At 63.1% G+C, this 16,074-nt stretch carries 15 protein-coding genes and 1 pseudogene; 11 read left to right on the top strand and 5 right to left on the bottom strand.

Going from position 1 to position 16,074, the window contains the following annotated elements; all coding sequences use genetic code 11:
• Positions 1–61 precede the first annotated feature (61 nt).
• The 3 genes from NKH60_RS21655 (at position 62) to NKH60_RS21645 (ending at position 5,083) form a co-directional block, all read left to right on the top strand.
• Positions 62–1,600, top strand: coding sequence for a trimethylamine methyltransferase family protein (locus NKH60_RS21655; RefSeq protein ID WP_352684725.1), 1,539 nt, complete (start codon positions 62–64; stop codon positions 1,598–1,600).
• A gap of 83 nt (positions 1,601–1,683) precedes the next feature.
• Positions 1,684–4,125 (top strand): GcvT family protein, encoded by a 2,442-nt coding sequence (locus tag NKH60_RS21650; RefSeq protein WP_352873266.1) that lies wholly within the window; start codon positions 1,684–1,686, stop codon positions 4,123–4,125.
• A 151-nt stretch (positions 4,126–4,276) separates the two neighbouring features.
• Positions 4,277–5,083: a class I SAM-dependent methyltransferase gene (locus NKH60_RS21645; protein ID WP_352473532.1), complete on the top strand. Its 807-nt coding sequence runs from the start codon at positions 4,277–4,279 to the stop codon at positions 5,081–5,083.
• 20 nt (positions 5,084–5,103) lie between these two features.
• On the opposite strand, the gene NKH60_RS21640 is transcribed toward NKH60_RS21645, so the two are convergent.
• Together NKH60_RS21640 and NKH60_RS21635 are read right to left on the bottom strand one after the other, a co-directional pair.
• Positions 5,104–5,496 carry a DoxX family protein gene (locus tag NKH60_RS21640; RefSeq protein ID WP_352473533.1) on the bottom strand — a complete coding sequence of 131 codons (393 nt, stop codon included), beginning with the start codon at positions 5,494–5,496 and terminating at the stop codon, positions 5,104–5,106.
• Positions 5,497–5,651: 155 nt separating this feature from the next.
• Positions 5,652–6,428: a VOC family protein gene (locus NKH60_RS21635; protein WP_352453197.1), complete on the bottom strand. Its 777-nt coding sequence runs from the start codon at positions 6,426–6,428 to the stop codon at positions 5,652–5,654.
• A gap of 173 nt (positions 6,429–6,601) precedes the next feature.
• On the opposite strand from NKH60_RS21635, the pseudogene NKH60_RS21630 reads away from it, so the two are divergent.
• From NKH60_RS21630 to NKH60_RS21605, 6 genes and pseudogenes are all read left to right on the top strand, one after another.
• A pseudogene (locus NKH60_RS21630) lies at positions 6,602–6,724 on the top strand (gamma-glutamylcyclotransferase); the annotation flags it as partial.
• A 215-nt stretch (positions 6,725–6,939) separates the two neighbouring features.
• Positions 6,940–8,304: an NAD(P)-dependent oxidoreductase gene (locus NKH60_RS21625; protein WP_352820330.1), complete on the top strand. Its 1,365-nt coding sequence runs from the start codon at positions 6,940–6,942 to the stop codon at positions 8,302–8,304.
• Between the two features lie 2 nt (positions 8,305–8,306).
• Complete coding sequence (gene preA, locus NKH60_RS21620; protein WP_352831257.1) at positions 8,307–9,620, top strand: NAD-dependent dihydropyrimidine dehydrogenase subunit PreA; 1,314 nt, start codon at positions 8,307–8,309, stop codon at positions 9,618–9,620.
• Between the two features lie 101 nt (positions 9,621–9,721).
• Positions 9,722–10,240 (top strand): RrF2 family transcriptional regulator, encoded by a 519-nt coding sequence (locus NKH60_RS21615; RefSeq protein ID WP_352831255.1) that lies wholly within the window; start codon positions 9,722–9,724, stop codon positions 10,238–10,240.
• Between the two features lie 13 nt (positions 10,241–10,253).
• The gene (locus tag NKH60_RS21610) at positions 10,254–10,712 is read left to right on the top strand and encodes a carboxymuconolactone decarboxylase family protein (protein WP_352708071.1); all 459 of its coding nucleotides are present in this window, start codon (positions 10,254–10,256) and stop codon (positions 10,710–10,712) included.
• A gap of 58 nt (positions 10,713–10,770) precedes the next feature.
• Positions 10,771–11,148 carry a DoxX family protein gene (locus NKH60_RS21605; RefSeq protein ID WP_352831292.1) on the top strand — a complete coding sequence of 126 codons (378 nt, stop codon included), beginning with the start codon at positions 10,771–10,773 and terminating at the stop codon, positions 11,146–11,148.
• A 23-nt stretch (positions 11,149–11,171) separates the two neighbouring features.
• Here NKH60_RS21605 and NKH60_RS21600 read toward each other — a convergent pair whose 3' ends face one another.
• Both NKH60_RS21600 and NKH60_RS21595 read right to left on the bottom strand, forming a co-directional pair.
• On the bottom strand, positions 11,172–11,894 hold the full coding sequence (locus NKH60_RS21600) for an SDR family oxidoreductase (RefSeq protein WP_352831254.1): 723 nt from the start codon (positions 11,892–11,894) through the stop codon (positions 11,172–11,174).
• Positions 11,891–12,742: an SDR family NAD(P)-dependent oxidoreductase gene (locus NKH60_RS21595; RefSeq protein WP_352820336.1), complete on the bottom strand. Its 852-nt coding sequence runs from the start codon at positions 12,740–12,742 to the stop codon at positions 11,891–11,893. Before NKH60_RS21595 ends, NKH60_RS21600 begins: the two co-directional genes overlap by 4 nt.
• A gap of 107 nt (positions 12,743–12,849) precedes the next feature.
• Here NKH60_RS21595 and NKH60_RS21590 point away from each other — a divergent pair, with 107 nt between their 5' ends.
• The gene (locus tag NKH60_RS21590) at positions 12,850–13,722 is read left to right on the top strand and encodes a helix-turn-helix transcriptional regulator (RefSeq protein WP_352750218.1); all 873 of its coding nucleotides are present in this window, start codon (positions 12,850–12,852) and stop codon (positions 13,720–13,722) included.
• A gap of 101 nt (positions 13,723–13,823) precedes the next feature.
• Here the strand turns inward: NKH60_RS21590 and NKH60_RS21585 are convergent, their stop codons facing one another.
• On the bottom strand, positions 13,824–14,465 hold the full coding sequence (locus NKH60_RS21585; protein ID WP_352503191.1) for a TetR family transcriptional regulator C-terminal domain-containing protein: 642 nt from the start codon (positions 14,463–14,465) through the stop codon (positions 13,824–13,826).
• A gap of 241 nt (positions 14,466–14,706) precedes the next feature.
• Between NKH60_RS21585 and aptA the strand changes: the two genes are divergently transcribed.
• The gene (aptA, locus tag NKH60_RS21580) at positions 14,707–16,035 is read left to right on the top strand and encodes an omega-aminotransferase AptA (RefSeq protein ID WP_352831253.1); all 1,329 of its coding nucleotides are present in this window, start codon (positions 14,707–14,709) and stop codon (positions 16,033–16,035) included.
• Positions 16,036–16,074 lie beyond the last annotated feature (39 nt).

The raw sequence follows: 16,074 nt of genomic DNA, 5'->3' as shown, positions 1-16,074 counted from the left end.
ACGCCCGCAGGTGGCGGATTCTTGACAGCTCGATCCTCGTGCCGGCGCTTTGATGCGCGGCATGAGCGAACCAAGACGCAAGCGCGGCGCCGAGCGAACCAGCAACAGGGGACCGACCGCCATCCCGCAACTGCCGTTGCGCCGCGTCACCAATCCCTATCCGCCAATGGCGATGCTCTCGGCCGACCAGATCGAGGCGATCCACCAGGCGTCGATGCATATCTTGGAGAATTTCGGCATCGAGGTGATGAGCCCGCGGGCGCTGTCGCTGTTCGAGAAGGCCGGGGCCAAGGTCGATCATGCCACGATGAACGTCCGCATCGATCGCGGCATGATCGAGGAAGCGCTGAAGACGACGCAGTCCAGCTATACGCTGACGCCGCGCAATCCCGCCCATGCCGTCCACCTCGGCGGCAATACCATCAACTTCACGCTCGTCGCCGGGCCGCCGAATGTGCACGACATGGAGCGCGGCCGCCGTGCCGGCAATTTGCGCGATTATTCCGATCTCGTCCGGCTGGCGCAGCATTTCAACTGCATCCACATGCTAGGCAACCAGGTCTGCGCGCCGGTAGAATTGCCGGCGAATTCCCGTCATCTCGACACTTATTTCGCCAATCTGACACTGACCGACAAAAGCTTTCACGTCTCGGCCATCGGCCGCGGCAGGGCGCTCGACGGCATCGAAATGATGGCAATCGCGCGCGGACTGACGCTTGACGAGATGCGCCACGATCCCGGCGTCACCACGATCATTTCGGTCAATTCGCCGCGCCGCTTCGACGAGATGATGGCCGAGGGGCTGATGACGATGGCCGAGTTCGGCCAGTCGGTGGCGGTAACGCCATTCACGCTGATGGGAGCGATGAGCCCGGTGACGCTTGCCGGCGCGCTCGCCCAGCAGAATGCCGAGGCGCTGTTCGGCGTGGTGCTGACGCAGCTCGTCCGCCCCGGCGCGCCGGTGATGTATGGCGCCTTCACCTCCAATGTCGATATGAAATCGGGAGCGCCGGCGTTCGGCACGCCTGAAAACACCAAGGCGAATATCGCGTCCGGACAGTTGGCGCGGCGTTACAACCTGCCTTATCGCACAACGCCGGGCTCGGCTTCCAATGCCGCCGACGCGCAAGGCGCCTATGAGACGCTGATGGCGCTGTGGGGCGCGGTGCTCGGCCATGGCAACCTCGTCTACCATGCCGCCGGCTGGCAAGAGGGCGGACTGACAGCGTCGTTCGAAAAGTTCATCATCGACGTCGAGATGATCCAGCACATGATGGAGTTTTTGCGCCCGATCGAGGTCAACGAGGCCGAGCTTGCCGTCGAGGCTCTGGGTGCGGTTCCGACCGGCGGCCACTTCTTCGGCGAGCCGCACACGCTGGAGCGCTACGCCACGGCCTTCTACCAGCCGATGCTGTCCAACTGGCAGAATTTCGAGGCCTGGCAGGAGGCTGGCGGGCTCGATGCCACGGCGCGGGCGACGAGGCTTTGGAAGAAGGCGCTGGAGGACTATGTCGAGCCGGTGATGGAAGTCTCCAGGCGCGAGGCGCTTGAGGCGTACGTGGCCAAGCGCAAGGAAGCGATCGGGGCGGGCGAGCCTTAAGCGCCGCTCGTCTTGTTCGGCTTCATTCTCTTCTCCTCCAGAATCATGAAACCCATCCAACTCTTTGAAACGACGAGAATCCCATGAAATCGCATGCAAAGGTCGTGGTTATCGGCGGTGGCGTTGTCGGGTGCTCCGTGCTGTTCCATCTGGCCCGGCACGGCTGGACAGACATCGTGCTTCTGGAGCGCGATGAATTGACCTCCGGCTCGACCTGGCATGCCGCCGGCGGCATGCACACGATCAATGGCGATCCCGATGTCGCCAAGCTGCAGAAATACACAATCTCGCTCTACAAGGAGATCGAGGAACTGTCCGGCCAGGCGACCGGCGTGCATTTGACTGGCGGCGTCTTGCTGGCAGCGACGGAGGCGCGGCTCGACTGGCTGCGCGGCGTCGTCGCCAAGGGCCGCTATCTCGGCATCGAGCTCGAGGAGATATCGCCTGATGAGGCGGCCGAGCTGATGCCGTTGCTCGATCCCAAGCAGTTCGTCGGTGCCGTGCGCAACAAGGAGGACGGTCATCTCGACCCGTCCGGCGTTACCCACGCCTACGCCAAGGCGGCGAGGAAGCTTGGTGCCGAGGTCGAGCGTTTCACCAAGGTCGAGGACATTGTGCGGCGCGCCGACGGGTTGTGGCGCGTCATCACCAACAAGGGCGAGGTTGTGGCCGAACATGTCGTCAATGCCGGCGGCCTGTGGGCGCGTGAGGTCGGCCGCATGGTCGGGCTGGAGCTGCCGGTGCTGGCGATGGAGCACATGTACCTGATCACCGAGGACATGCCGGAGGTCGCCGCCTGGAACCAGAAGACCGGCACGGAGATCATCCATGCGGTCGACTTCGACGGCGAACTCTATCTGCGCCAGGAACGCGGCGGCATGCTGATGGGCACTTATGAAAAGGCCAACAAGCCATGGTCCGAATTCCAGACGCCATGGAATTTCGGCCACGAACTGCTGGAGCCCGATATCGACCGCATCGCACCGTCGCTGGAGGTTGGCTTCCGGCATTTCCCGGCGTTCCAGAACACCGGCATCAAGCAGATCATCAACGGACCCTTCACCTTCGCGCCGGACGGCAATCCGCTGGTCGGGCCGGTGCGCGGCCTGCCGGGGTTCTGGGTGGCCTGTGGTGTCATGGCGGGGTTCTCGCAGGGCGGCGGCGTCGGCCTGGCGCTGTCGAACTGGATGATCGAGGGCGATCCCGGCGCCGACATCTGGGCGATGGATGTGTCACGCTACGGTGACTGGGCCACGATGGCCTATACCAACGCCAAGGTGCGCGAGAATTATTCGCGGCGGTTTTCGATCCGCTTCCCGAACGAGGAACTGCCGGCTGGGCGACCGCTCAAGACGACGCCGGTCTATGATCTGTTGTCGGCCGAGGGCGCGCAATGGGGCGTCGCCTATGGGCTGGAAGTGCCGCTGTGGTATGCGCCCGAAGGGGTCAAGGACGAATTCTCCTGGCGCCGCTCGAGCGACTTCGAGCATGTCGCGAAAGAAGTGGAGACGGTTCGGCAACGCGTTGGTCTGTCGGAAATCTCGTCATTCGCCAAATACAGAGTCACCGGTGAGGACGCAGCAACCTGGCTCGACAGTATGCTCGCGTGCAAATTGCCAAGGCCCGGCCGCATGACGCTGGCGCCGATGCTGAAGGAAGACGGCAGGTTGATCGGCGATTTCACGCTGGCCAATCTCGGCGGTCCAAATTCTGCAAGCAAGGATTGGTTCCTGGCCGGCAGCGGTGTCGCCGAGCAGTACCACATGCGCTGGTTCGAAGCGCATCTGCCGAAGGACGGCTCTGTTAGCATCGAGGCGCTGGGAGCAAAACTCACCGGCCTGTCGATCGCCGGGCCGAGCGCGCGGAACCTTCTTGAAAAGGTCACACGATCTGACGTGTCGAATACGGCCTTTCCGTTCATGGCCATCAGCAGGATGGATATCGGCATGGCACCGTGCCTGGTCGGGCGCGTCAGCTACACCGGCGACCTCGGCTACGAAATCTGGGTGGCGCCGGAATATCAGCGTGCCGCCTATCAGGCGCTGATGGCGGCGGGCGAGGAATTCGGCATCGGCCTGTTCGGCTCGCGCGCGCTCAATGCGCTGCGGCTCGAGAAGAATTACGGCTCATGGGCGCGCGAATACCGGCCGATCTATGGGCCGCTGGAGGCCGGCCTCGACCGCTTCGTCGCCTATGGCAAAGAGGCCGATTTCATCGGCAAGCAGGCAGCGCTGGCGGAGCGCAAGCAAGGCGGCAGACTGCGGTTGCGGGCCTTTGTCGTCGATGCTGCCGATGCCGACGTCATCGGCGACGAGCCAATCTGGTATGGCGGTGCCGTGCGCGGCTGGGTCACGTCAGGCGGCTACGCACATCATTCAAAAAAATCCGTCGCCATGGGTTATGTGCCGAAAGAGATCGCCGATGAGGCCAACGGTTTCGAGATCGAGCTATTGGGCAAGCGTTACGCCGCACGTATGCAGCAGACACCGCTGTTCGACGCCAATTTCGAGCGGATGCGCGGTTGAGGAACCGAGTGGCATGGCGAAGTCGCCGTGCCGGTGGCACGATGAAAGGGGGAGGACGATTTCGCGATAGTGAAAATTCTTTCGCGCGGTGACCTTTGGTTTTATTGTCGAGCTGCGGCGGAAGGCTGGGCAATTGCTTCGGAGGTCCACCATGCCCGACGTGTATGCGCAGATCACAACCGCTGATCCGGCTGTTGTCGCGGTTCTTATCAACGCGATGGAGTTGCGGGCCGCAGACCCGCGCCAGAAGGCAATTCGCCACTCGTTTTTCTCGTCGATCGATTTTCCGGAAAGGGCACGCGTCCTCGAAGGCGGCTGCGGCTCGGGACCGATCAGTCGCGAGCTTGCGCGCTGGCCGGGGGTGAACGAGGTTGTTGGGCTCGATCCGTCGCCGATATTTCTGGCGAAGGCGCGCGAGCTTGCCGCGGATATCCCCAACCTGAACTTCGTCGAAGGGGATGCCAGGTCGCTGCCGCACGAGGACAACTCGTTCGATGTGGTCATCTTCCATACCTGCCTGACCCATGTGCCCGGTCCCGAAAAGGCCCTGACGGAATCGTTGCGCGTGCTTCGCCCAGGCGGCTGCCTGGCGATCTTCGACGGCGATTACGCGACGACGACGGTCGCCATCGGCGATCATGATCCGCTGCAGGATTGCGTGGATGCCGCAATGGCGGCGCTGGTGAATGACCGCTGGCTGACGCGCCGGCTGCCGCTGCTGGCGAAATCGGCGGGCTTTGTCGTCGAAAAATTCGACAGCTACGGCTACGCCCAAATTGCCGCGCCCGACTACATGCTGACTCTGGTCGATCGCGGCGCCGATATTCTGGCCGGCTGGAAGCGACTCGACAAGGCGCTTGGCGACGGGCTGAAGCACGAGGCGCGCCGGCGTGTCGAAGCCGGAGAGTTCTTCGGGTTCATCGCCTTCGCGGGCCTGATTGCGCGCAAGTCGGCCTGAGCGCGCGCTGATCCGCCCGGCTACGATGTTTTGCGGTTGTCCAGTGCCAGGGCGCCGGGGCCGGCGAATACCAGATAGAAGAAGATGAAGCAGAAGGAGATCGCGGCATCGCCGCCATTGTTGACCGGGAAGAAGCTCTGCGGCATGTGCGCCATGAAATAGGCGATCGCCATCTCGCCGCTGAGAAGGAATGCCACCGGCCTGGTGAAAAGCCCCAATACCAGCAGGATGCCGCCTCCGAATTCCAGGATGGCCGCGGTCAGCGATAGCGCGCTCAGGGCGCCGGCATGGTCGCCGACGGGGAAATTGAACAGTTTCTGGGTGCCGTGCTCAATGAACTGCAGCGCCGTCATGATGCGCAAGGCGGCAAGGGCGAACGGTTGATATCCGGCGAGGCCTTCGAAAAGCTTCATCTACGACTCCATTTTCACCTAGCCCGGCCATAGGTCATCGCCAAAGGCCGGACCATTCACATAGTCCGGCCTTCATTCAACTGTCGGTGAGTGAGTCGTGAGGCGTGCTGCAGCCTTGGGGCCGCACGATGGCGGCCCCCAATTGGCGCGGCCTGTTACCGCGTCGGTGCCATTAGCGCGAAATGGGCGCCTTGCGGATCCGTGCACTGTACGATCCAGCTGCCGCCGGGGACCTCCATCGGACCCATCAGGATCTTGCCGCCATTGTCGGTGACGCGCTTGGCTGCCGCGTCGATGCCGGGCACGTTGAAATAGAACTGCCAGACCGGCGCCGGGATCTGCTCGGGCTTGTTCATCATGCCGCCAACGGGCTCGCCGCCGAAGGCGAAAAGCTGGTAGACGCCCATCGGACCCATATCCATGGCGTCGCCCTTCTCCCAGCCGAACTGGCTGGAATAGAAATCGAACGCCGCCTTCCAGTCTGACGTGTAGAGCTCATGCCAGCCGATGTTGCCGGGGGTCGCCAACGGTAGCGGCGGCTGGTCGGGGCCGCTGGGCTGCAGGAAGTTGAACATCGCGCCTTGCGGGTCTGCAACGACGGCGAAGCGGCCGACGCCAGGAATGTCGTCGGGCTCGCGGTGAACCGCGCCACCAGCCTTCTTGAGGGAGGCCGTTGCGGCATCGATGTCCCTGGTGAGGATATAACCGACCCAGGCCGGCGGCATGCCCATCTTGCGCGCGTCATCGGGCAGCGTCATCATCCCGCCGACGCCGCGCTCGCCGACATTCATGACGATATAGCGCGGCATGCCCTGGGCCCCTTCGAAAGGCTGCCCCCTCCAGCCCACCACGGAGGTGTAAAACGCCTCGGCGGCGTCGAGATCGGTGGTCATCAGCTCGTACCAGAAGAAGGGCATGGGGGACTGTGGCATTGTCGTGCTCCTTGCGGTTTGTACATCGATCATGCGCGATCCATTCTAGGACGATCTTCACGACGAAAATCCGACAGCCAACCAAAAAAGATGACGGCAAATTGGAAATGTTACCGGGTTGCGCGCCCTGCGGTTTTCGACTTTGCTCGCAGTCAACGAGGGGTTGTTGATCCATGCGCCGGATGTCGCTCACTTCCGAACTTGTCGCGCTGTGCCATCGGGAGGAGGCCGATCCCGGCCCCGATGGCAGCTGGACGCAGCTGACGGACGAAGACTTCAGGGCCCTTTGCCTTCGGTGATCAAAACCAACGCTAAGCTTACCAGGCTGACCACTCAGTCCAGCAACGGCAGTGCCGCTATGGCCAAGCTTCCCTGTCGGCGGCTTTGGTAACATGAGTACACTTGTCATGTTTATTCGTGGCTTTTCAGCAGTTTGCGCCGAAAATTGACCAATTGATAAAAAAACAAAACGTGCTAGCCTTCCCCAAAACAAGAACATGGGGAACTGACGATGCCAGAAGGCCAGTTCAAGCAAGGCATTGCCGGCGGGCGGCTCTCGCCGGACCAATATGCCGACAATTTCGCCGACCTGCACCCGCCACTCGATCATCACGAGGCGCTGGTCGAGTCCGACCGCTGCTATTTCTGCTATGATGCGCCGTGCATGAATGCGTGTCCGACCTCGATCGACATCCCGCTGTTCATCCGCCAGATTTCGACGGGCAATCCGATCGGCTCAGCCAAGACCATTTTTGACCAGAACATTTTGGGCGGCATGTGCGCCCGCGTCTGCCCGACCGAGACGCTATGCGAAGAAGTCTGCGTGCGCGAGGTGGCCGAAGGCAAGCCGGTGCAGATTGGTCGCCTTCAGCGCTACGCCACCGATGTCGCCATGGCCGAAAACAAGCAGTTCTACAACCGCTCCGAACCGACCGGCAAGACGGTCGCTGTGGTCGGCGCCGGACCGGCCGGGCTTGCGGCCGCGCATCGGCTCTCCCGCTACGGCCACGACGTGACCATCCTGGAAGCCCGCCCGAAGGCCGGCGGCCTCAATGAATACGGTATCGCCGCCTATAAGAGCGTCGACAATTTCGCCCAGGCTGAAGTCGACTATGTCACGTCGATCGGCGGCATCGACATCCAGAACGGCAAGGCGCTCGGCCGTGATTACCAGCTGTCGGACCTGACCAGGAATTACGATGCGGTGTTCCTCGGCATGGGGCTTGCCGGCGTCAATGCCTTGCGAGCGGATGGCGAGGAGGCGCAAGGCGTCAGCAATGCCGTCGAGTTCATTGCCGAGCTTCGTCAGGCCAGTGATCTGGCCAGCCTGCCGGTCGGCCGGCGTGTTGTCGTCATCGGCGGCGGCATGACGGCGATCGACGCGGCGGTGCAATCGAAGCTGCTCGGAGCCGAAGAGGTGACGATCTGCTATCGGCGCGGCCCGGAGCACATGAATGCCTCCGAATTCGAGCAGGATCTGGCTGCCGCCAACGGCGTCATCATCCGGCACTGGTTGCAGCCGAAGCGGGTCATTGCCGATGCCGGCAAGGTGTCGGCGATCGAGCTCGAATACACCGCGATGGACAGCGACAGGCTCGTCGGCACCGGCGAGCGGCTGACGCTCGTCGCCGATCAGGTGTTCAAGGCGATCGGCCAGAGCTTTGTCCCGGCTGCGCTCAACGGCAGCGGTGCGGAGGTCGCGCTGGAAGCCGGCCGCATCAAGGTCGATGCGGAAGGGCGCACCTCGCTGGCCAATGTCTGGGCTGGCGGCGACTGCATTTTCGGCGGCGACGACCTGACTGTTTCAGCCGTCGCGCAAGGCCGCGATGCGGCGGAGAGCATTCATCGGGCACTGACCTCGAACGGGAGGGCATGAGCATGGCAGACATCCGCAACAATTTCGTCGGCATCAAGTCGCCGAACCCGTTCTGGCTGGCTTCGGCGCCGCCGACCGACAAGGCCTATAATGTCATTCGCGCCTTCAAGGCGGGCTGGGGCGGCGTGGTATGGAAGACGCTCGGCGAAGAGGGCCCGCCGGTGGTCAACGTCAACGGTCCGCGCTATGGCGCGATCTGGGGCGCCGACCGTCGTCTGCTCGGCCTCAACAACATCGAGCTGATCACCGACCGCGACCTGCAGGTCAATCTGCGCGAGATCAAGCAGGTCAAGATGGACTGGCCCGACCGGGCGATCGTCGTCTCGCTGATGGTGCCTTGCGAGGAGCATGCCTGGAAGGCGATCCTGCCGGTAGTCGAGGAGACCGGCGCTGACGGCATCGAACTCAATTTCGGCTGCCCGCATGGCATGTCGGAACGCGGCATGGGTGCGGCGGTCGGCCAGGTGCCGGAGTACATCGAAATGGTGGTGCGCTGGTGCAAGGCCAACACCCGCATGCCTGTCATCACCAAGCTGACGCCCAACATCACCGACATACGCAAGCCGGCACGAGCTGCCCTTGCCGGCGGCACCGACGCGGTGTCGCTGATCAACACCATCAATTCGATCACCGGCGTCAATCTCGACAATTTCGCACCGGAGCCGACGATTGACGGCAAAGGTTCGCATGGCGGCTATTGCGGTCCGGCGGTGAAGCCGATCGCCATGAACATGGTGGCCGAGATCGCGCGCGATCCGGAAACGCATGGCCTGCCGATCTCCGGTATCGGCGGCATCACCACCTGGCGCGACGCCGCCGAGTTCATGGCGCTCGGCGCCGGCAATGTGCAGGTGTGCACGGCGGCGATGACCTACGGCTTCAAGATCGTGCAGGAGATGATCGCCGGCTTGGAAAACTGGATGGACGAGAAGGGCCATGCCACGCTCGACGACATCGTCGGCCGTGCCACGCCCAACGTCACCGACTGGCAGTATCTCAATCTCAACTACGTCGCCAAGGCGCATATCGACCAGGAGGCCTGCATCAAATGCGGCCGCTGCCACATCGCCTGCGAGGACACTTCGCACCAGGCGATCACCGCAATTGTCGACGGCGTCAGGCATTTCGAGGTGATCGAGGCCGAATGCGTCGGCTGCAATCTCTGCGTCAATGTCTGTCCGGTCGAGAACTGCATCACGATGGAGGCGCTGGCGGTCGGCGTGATCGATGAGCGCACTGGTAGGCCAGTGTCGCCGATCTATGCCAACTGGACGACGCATCCCAACAATCCGATGGCCAAGGTGGCGGCGGAATAGCATTGCGAAAAAAAGCGGCGTTCATGGGCGCCGCTTTTTGACTTTCCTATTGCAGATAAAATTTATCCACGATAATCTATATCCATGAACAGGAGAGCGAAATGAAGCTGGGCGAGGGCGTCGAAGCGGCCATCCACTGCGCCGCGATGCTCGCCGGCGTTGATGGCGCCGCGACCTTGCCAGGTGCTGCCATGGCCGAGGCGTTCGGGCTGTCGCCGAGCTATCTGCTTAAGCATCTCAACGCGCTGACTGCGTCCGGCATTCTGGAATCAGTGCCGGGGCCGTCCGGCGGCTACCGGCTGGCGCGGCCGACGGAACGCATAACGCTGCTCGATATCGTGCTGGCCGTCGAGGGGCGTGAACCGGCGTTCCGCTGCGCCGAAATCCGCCAGCGCGGCCCAGCGAAGCTCGATGCCTCGGTCTATGTCAAACCCTGCGGCATCAACGTAGCCATGCTGAAGGCCGAGCGTGCCTATCGCGCCGCGCTCGCCGACGCCCGGCTGTCCGACATCGTTGCAGAATACACCGCCGATGCCGATCCCCGTTCGGTCGCCGCGAACTGCGCCTTCGTCGAGCGCCATCGGCGGCCGCAGAAATCAAGTTCAACCAAGCAAGCATGAAAGGCTACAGACGATGAAACAGAGGCTGCAATTTTTCGGCGCGGCGCCGGAGATCATGAAGGCGGTGTCGGCGCTCAACAAGGCAGTCGACGAATGCGGGCTCGAAAAAAGCCTGTTGCATCTGATCAAGCTCAGGGCGTCGCAGATCAACGGCTGCTCGTATTGCGTCGAGATGCATAGCCGCGAAGCGCGCCGCGACGGCGAAAGCGAGCAGCGGCTCTATCTCGTCTCCGCCTGGAAGGAATCGCCGCTGTTTTCAGAGCGCGAACGCGCGGCCTTGGCCTGGACCGACGCGCTGACCAGGATCGCCGACAACGGTGTTTCGGACGAACTCTATGCAAGGACGCTTGAGCATTTCTCGGAACAGGAGCTGGTCAAGCTGTCGGTTGCGCTCGGCATGATCAACACCTGGAACCGGCTTTGCGTTCCGTTCCATGCAATCCATCCGATGCCAGCGGTCTTGGCCGCCTGAGGACCAGGTGCGCGGCCTTGCGCCGCGCGCCTCTTTTCTGCCCAAGGACCCCCACAGCATGTTTTTAAACTTTGACAGTGAGATCCTTTTCGCCGCCCGCCTGCTGCTTGGCGGCGCCTTTGTCTTTGCCGGCCTGCGCAACATCCAGAATGCGGCGTTGGTGAGCCAATTGATGACGACGCGCGGCGTGCCGCAGGCACGGCCGGTGCTGTGGCTGGGGATCGTCCTGCAGATCATCGCCGGAGCACTGGTGATCGCGGGCATCTGGACCGCTGCGGCGGCGGCATGCCTGATCCTGTTCCTTATCGTCGCCACGCCGATGTTCCATAACTTCTGGGATCATCAGGGCGTGGAGCGCGCGTCCCGCATCAATGGCTTTGTCGGCAACGTCGCGCTGGCCGGAGGATTTCTGGCGCTGATCGCGCAGTCGCTTTGACACGCCTCGTGGAGGCAGCCGCCTTACGCCGCATACCGCAAGCCGCCGTCGCAGGTCAGCACCTGGCCGGTGACGAAGCTGTTCGAGACCAGGAACGCAATTGCCTCGGCGACGTCCTCGGCGCGGCCGATACGGCCGACCGGTGTCTTGCCGGCATAATCGGCAAACACCGCATGGCGCTGTTCATCGGGTAAAAAGTCCCACCAGGGCGTGTCGATGACGCCTGGCGCCACGACATTGACGCGTAACGGCTTCAGCTCCATTGCCAGGATCGGCACCACGGTCAGCAGCATGCCGTTGACGGCGGCGATGCCGGCGACACCCGGCGCCGACAATTGCGCCGACACTGCCGAGATGAAAGTCACCGAGCCGCTCTTGTTCAGCGTCGGCAAGGCGGCCTGCAGGCAGGAGAGCTGTGGCCGGACCTTCTCGTCGACGCCGCCGCCGATATCGGTCAAGTCAAGTGTTTCGAACGGGCCGAGCCCCTTGCCGCCGCTGGCGGCCAGCACCAGGTGATCGAAAGGCCCGAGTTCGTTGAAAAACCGGCGAACCTCGTCCGGCTTCGCGGCATCGAAGGCAGCTTTTTCGACCGCGCCGCCAAGGCTTTGCCATGCGTTGTCGAGCCTTTCCCGGTTGCGCCCGGTGATCGTCACCTTCATGCCCGGGCCAAGCAGCTTTTTCGCGGTGGCGAGGCCGATGCCGGAGGAGCCGCCGACGATCACGGCGTGCTGCGTTTTCTCGGTCATGAATTTTCTTTCTTCGATGTTGCGGAAACGGGTGCGAGCCCGACAAGGCCGAGACTCAATTCGCGCAACTGCTGCCTCGCCTTCACGTCATAGGCTTGCGCATCGGCACGGGATTCTCTCTGGCCGTCGAAATAGAGGCCGCTTCGCCCTTCGAGTGCCGGCGACGTGGCGAGGTTGATGATGGCTTCCGCGCCGGTTTCGACCGAGCTCCACGGCGTGATGCCCGCCTGCCGCACCATCGTGGTGTTCATGTAGCTTGCCGGATGCAGGCTGTTGACGGTCACATTGGTGCCGTGCAGCTGCTCCGCCAGGTCGATGGTGAACATGATCTGCGCCAGCTTGCTCTGGCAGTAGGCACGGACGCCGTCATAGGAGCGGGTCAGCATGACGTCGTCGAAGTCGATCGCCTGCTGGCCGGCCGAGGCGACATTGACGATGCGCGACGGCGCGCTGGACTTGAGCAGCGGCAGCAGCTCCATGGTGAGCAGGAAGCCGGCGAGATAATTGACGGCAAAGCGCAACTCGTAGCCGTCGGCGCTAACCTGTCGTTTGGAGTTGGGGCCGGCTGTGCCGACGCCGGCATTGTTGATAAGGATATCGAGCCGCTTGGTCCTTGCGCGCACCGCCTCGGCGAGGCGGCGGACTTCCGCCAGGGAGGAGAGGTCGGCGACCAGCAGCTCGGCCTTGCCGCCGGCGGCTTCGATTTCGGCCACGGTCGCCTTGCCCCTAGTCGCGTCGCGGCCATGCACCAGGATACGGGCACCGCCGGCGCCGAGCCTTTGCGCGACGACGCGGCCGACGCCGTCGGTCGATCCTGTGATGAGGATTGTCTTGTCTTTCAGTTCCATATGTTCAGAGCCTCCATGTCATCGCTCTGAACGGAAAGATGGGGCACCGGCCACTTGCCAAACAGTTCAAACTTTATCCTGGTATCGATACTGCTATAATAGCACCGATGGATTCACCGACACACTCCGCCGAAGACAGCCGCCGCCGCGAGCTTGGCGCCTTTCTGCGCTCGCGGCGCGAAAGGCTGACGCCTTCGGCCACCGGCATTTCGACCGGCCTGCGCCGGCGCACGCCCGGGCTGCGGCGCGAGGAGGTGGCGATGATCGCCGGCGTCGGCACGACCTGGTACACCTGGCTGGAGCAGGGCCGCGACGTTCGGCCGTCGGTGGAAGTGCTGACGGCGCTCAGCCGGGCGCTGCGCCTGGACACGGCCGAGCAACGGCATCTGTTCATTCTTGCCGGCCGCCCGCAGCCGGAGCGTCGCGTCGACGCGCCGGAAAAAGTCGATAGCCCGTTGCTGCACATGCTGCAGAGCCTGGTCCTGCAGCCGGCCTATGTCCTTGGGCGGCGCTGGGACGTGCTGGCCTGGAATTCTGCTGCGGCAGCCGTGTTCGGCGACTATGGCCTGCTGGAGGGCGACGCCCGCAACATCGTCCATATGGTTTTCACCAGCCCGCAGCATCGGCGCCTGCTCGTCGACTGGGAGGAACTGGCACGTGCCGTGCTGGCGTCATTCCGGGCAGAAAGCGCCAGATATGTCGGCGATCCGGATTTCGAGCGGCTGATCGCGCTGATGACGCGCTCGAGCCCGGAGTTTCGCGCCTGGTGGCCGCTGCGCGACGTGGCCCGTAACCTGTCGGGTGTAAAGCATGTCAGGCATCCGACAGCGGGTGCCATGGCGTTCGAGCATATGAGCCTGTCGATCGACGACGGCTCGGACATGAAGCTGATCGTCTACACGCCGCTCGCCGAGCAGAACTCGATCGCCAAGCTGCAGAAGCTGCTCGATGCGCTGCCGGCCGAGCGGCGCAGCGCGTGAGCCCAGCTTCGTCATCCTGGGGTCTGCGCTGCGTCGCTCCGCTCCTTGCTGCGCCCCAGGATGACGAAGCAATGGGGGAGGTTTGCGACAGCCGAGCTGCCTCAGCCCTTCGGCTTCAGCCCGTCGATGAACAGTTGCTCGAGAAATCTTGCGGCATCCTCGAAGCGGCCGTCGCCGCCGCGGTCGGGGCCGAGCACGGCGCGCACCTGGACGTCGAAATCGGCGTAATGCTGCGTTGTCGCCCAGATCGAGAAGATCAGGTGCCAGGGGTCGGTGCGGGCAATCTTGCCGGCGCGCATCCAGCCCTTGATGACGTTGGCTTTCTCGTCGACCAGCGTCTTCAACTCGCCTTCCAGCATCGGCATGATGCGCGGCGCGCCCTGCAGGATCTCGTTGGCGAACAGCCGGCTCTCGCGCGGGAAATCGCGCGCCATTTCGAGCTTGCGCCTGATGTAGCTGCGCAGTTCGGTCAAGGGATCGCCGATATCGTCGAGTTCGCGCAGCGGCGCCAGCCAGGTGTCGAGAAGCCGCTGCATCAGCGTCTTGTGGATGTCCTCCTTGCGGCGGAAATAATAGAGCAGGTTCGGCTTCGACATGCCGGCGGCTTCAGCGATCTGGTCGATTGTCGAGCCGCGAAAACCGTTGGTCGAGAAGACTTCGAGCGCCGCCTCGAGGATGAGCTCGCGCTTTTCCACCTGGATGCGGGTGCGGCGAGGAGCAGAGCTTTCGACCGCATCCGTCACCTCGAAAAACCTTCGCTGCGAGGAGTGTCTGGACCAATTCTCTGGACCAGTTTTTCTCCGCCCTGTGGAGCGCACTTCGAAAGCCGCATTTCCGCTAGTAATCCCTTGACCGCTGATAAGGCGGTGCTAACGTTTGTCCAACCGGTCAAAAATTTGCGTAGCACGAAAACGTCGCGAAGACCAAGTTGGAAAGACCAGGCGTTAGCCGCACCGAAACAGGTTACAAGGGGAAGTCTCGGTCATGTCCAACCGGCTGAAAGTCACGCCGAACGATCTCAGTGCATTCTGGATGCCGTTCACGGCAAACCGGCAGTTCAAGCAGGCGCCGCGCATGATGGTGTCGGCCAAGGACATGCATTACACGACCAGCGACGGGCGCAAGGTTCTCGACGGCACCGCCGGCCTGTGGTGCGTCAATGCCGGCCACTGCCGCCGGAAGATCACCGAGGCGATCCAGAGCCAGGCGGCCGAGCTCGACTATGCGCCGGCGTTCCAGATGGGCCATCCGATCGTGTTCGAGCTGGCGAACCGGCTGGTCGACATCGCGCCGAAGGGCATGGACCATGTGTTCTTCACCAATTCCGGCTCGGAATCGGTCGAGACCGCGCTGAAGATGGCGATCGCCTATCACCGCGTAAAAGGCGAGGGCTCGCGTACCCGCCTGATCGGCCGCGAACGCGGCTATCACGGCGTCAATTTCGGCGGCATCTCCGTCGGCGGCATTGTCACCAACCGCAAGATGTTCGGCACGCTGCTCGGCGGCGTCGATCACATGCCCCACACGCATCTGCCGGAAAAGAACTCTTTCACCAAGGGCGTGCCGGAGCATGGCGCGGAACTGGCGAACGAGCTGGAGCGCATCGTCGCCTTGCACGACGCCTCGACCATCGCCGCCGTCATCGTCGAGCCGGTGGCCGGTTCCACCGGCGTCATCCTGCCGCCGAAGGGCTATCTCGAGAGGCTTCGCGAGATCTGCACCAAGCACGGCATCTTGCTGATCTTCGACGAAGTCATCACCGGTTTTGGCCGCCTCGGCACGCCGTTTGCCGCCGACTATTTCGGCGTCACGCCGGATATCATGACCACCGCCAAAGGCGTCTCCAACGGCGTCATCCCGATGGGCGCGGTGTTCGTGAAGAAGGAAATCCACGACGCCTTCATGACCGGGCCCGAGCACATGATCGAGTTCTTCCACGGCTACACCTATTCGGGCAATCCGATCGCCTGCGCGGCAGCGCTGGGCACGCTTGACACCTACAAGGAAGAAGGGCTGCTGACGCGCGGCGAGGAACTGGCGCCGTACTGGGAGGACGCGCTGCACTCGCTGAAGGGCGAGCCGAACGTCATCGATATCAGAAACATCGGCCTGATCGGCGCGATCGAGCTGGCGCCGATCGCCGGCCAGCCAACGAAGCGGGCCTTCTCGGCTTTCGTCAAGGCGTTCGAGCGCGGTGCATTGATCCGCACCACCGGCGACATCATCGCGCTGTCGCCACCGCTGATCATCACCAAGGGCCAGATCAACGAATTGATCGACCACGTGCGCGAAGTGCTGAGGGCGGTGGATTGAGGAACGCGCTGCAGCTTTCCCTCCCCCTTGAGGGGAGGG

Source organism: Mesorhizobium sp. M1006, from assembly GCF_040318825.1.
Lineage (GTDB): Bacteria > Pseudomonadota > Alphaproteobacteria > Rhizobiales > Rhizobiaceae > Mesorhizobium.
This window is presented reverse-complemented; position numbering and strand designations above follow the sequence as displayed.

Excerpts from the sequence above, each read along its gene's own strand:
- NKH60_RS21655 (WP_352684725.1), top strand. The coding sequence starts at position 62 with ATGAGCGAACCAAGACGCAAGCGCGGCGCCGAGCGAACCAGCAACAGG.
- NKH60_RS21650 (WP_352873266.1), top strand. The coding sequence starts at position 1,684 with ATGAAATCGCATGCAAAGGTCGTGGTTATCGGCGGTGGCGTTGTCGGG.
- NKH60_RS21645 (WP_352473532.1), top strand. The coding sequence starts at position 4,277 with ATGCCCGACGTGTATGCGCAGATCACAACCGCTGATCCGGCTGTTGTC.
- NKH60_RS21640 (WP_352473533.1), bottom strand. The coding sequence starts at position 5,496 with ATGAAGCTTTTCGAAGGCCTCGCCGGATATCAACCGTTCGCCCTTGCC.
- NKH60_RS21635 (WP_352453197.1), bottom strand. The coding sequence starts at position 6,428 with ATGCCACAGTCCCCCATGCCCTTCTTCTGGTACGAGCTGATGACCACC.
- NKH60_RS21625 (WP_352820330.1), top strand. The coding sequence starts at position 6,940 with ATGCCAGAAGGCCAGTTCAAGCAAGGCATTGCCGGCGGGCGGCTCTCG.
- preA (WP_352831257.1), top strand. The coding sequence starts at position 8,307 with ATGGCAGACATCCGCAACAATTTCGTCGGCATCAAGTCGCCGAACCCG.
- NKH60_RS21615 (WP_352831255.1), top strand. The coding sequence starts at position 9,722 with ATGAAGCTGGGCGAGGGCGTCGAAGCGGCCATCCACTGCGCCGCGATG.
- NKH60_RS21610 (WP_352708071.1), top strand. The coding sequence starts at position 10,254 with ATGAAACAGAGGCTGCAATTTTTCGGCGCGGCGCCGGAGATCATGAAG.
- NKH60_RS21605 (WP_352831292.1), top strand. The coding sequence starts at position 10,771 with ATGTTTTTAAACTTTGACAGTGAGATCCTTTTCGCCGCCCGCCTGCTG.
- NKH60_RS21600 (WP_352831254.1), bottom strand. The coding sequence starts at position 11,894 with ATGACCGAGAAAACGCAGCACGCCGTGATCGTCGGCGGCTCCTCCGGC.
- NKH60_RS21595 (WP_352820336.1), bottom strand. The coding sequence starts at position 12,742 with ATGGAACTGAAAGACAAGACAATCCTCATCACAGGATCGACCGACGGC.
- NKH60_RS21590 (WP_352750218.1), top strand. The coding sequence starts at position 12,850 with ATGGATTCACCGACACACTCCGCCGAAGACAGCCGCCGCCGCGAGCTT.
- aptA (WP_352831253.1), top strand. The coding sequence starts at position 14,707 with ATGTCCAACCGGCTGAAAGTCACGCCGAACGATCTCAGTGCATTCTGG.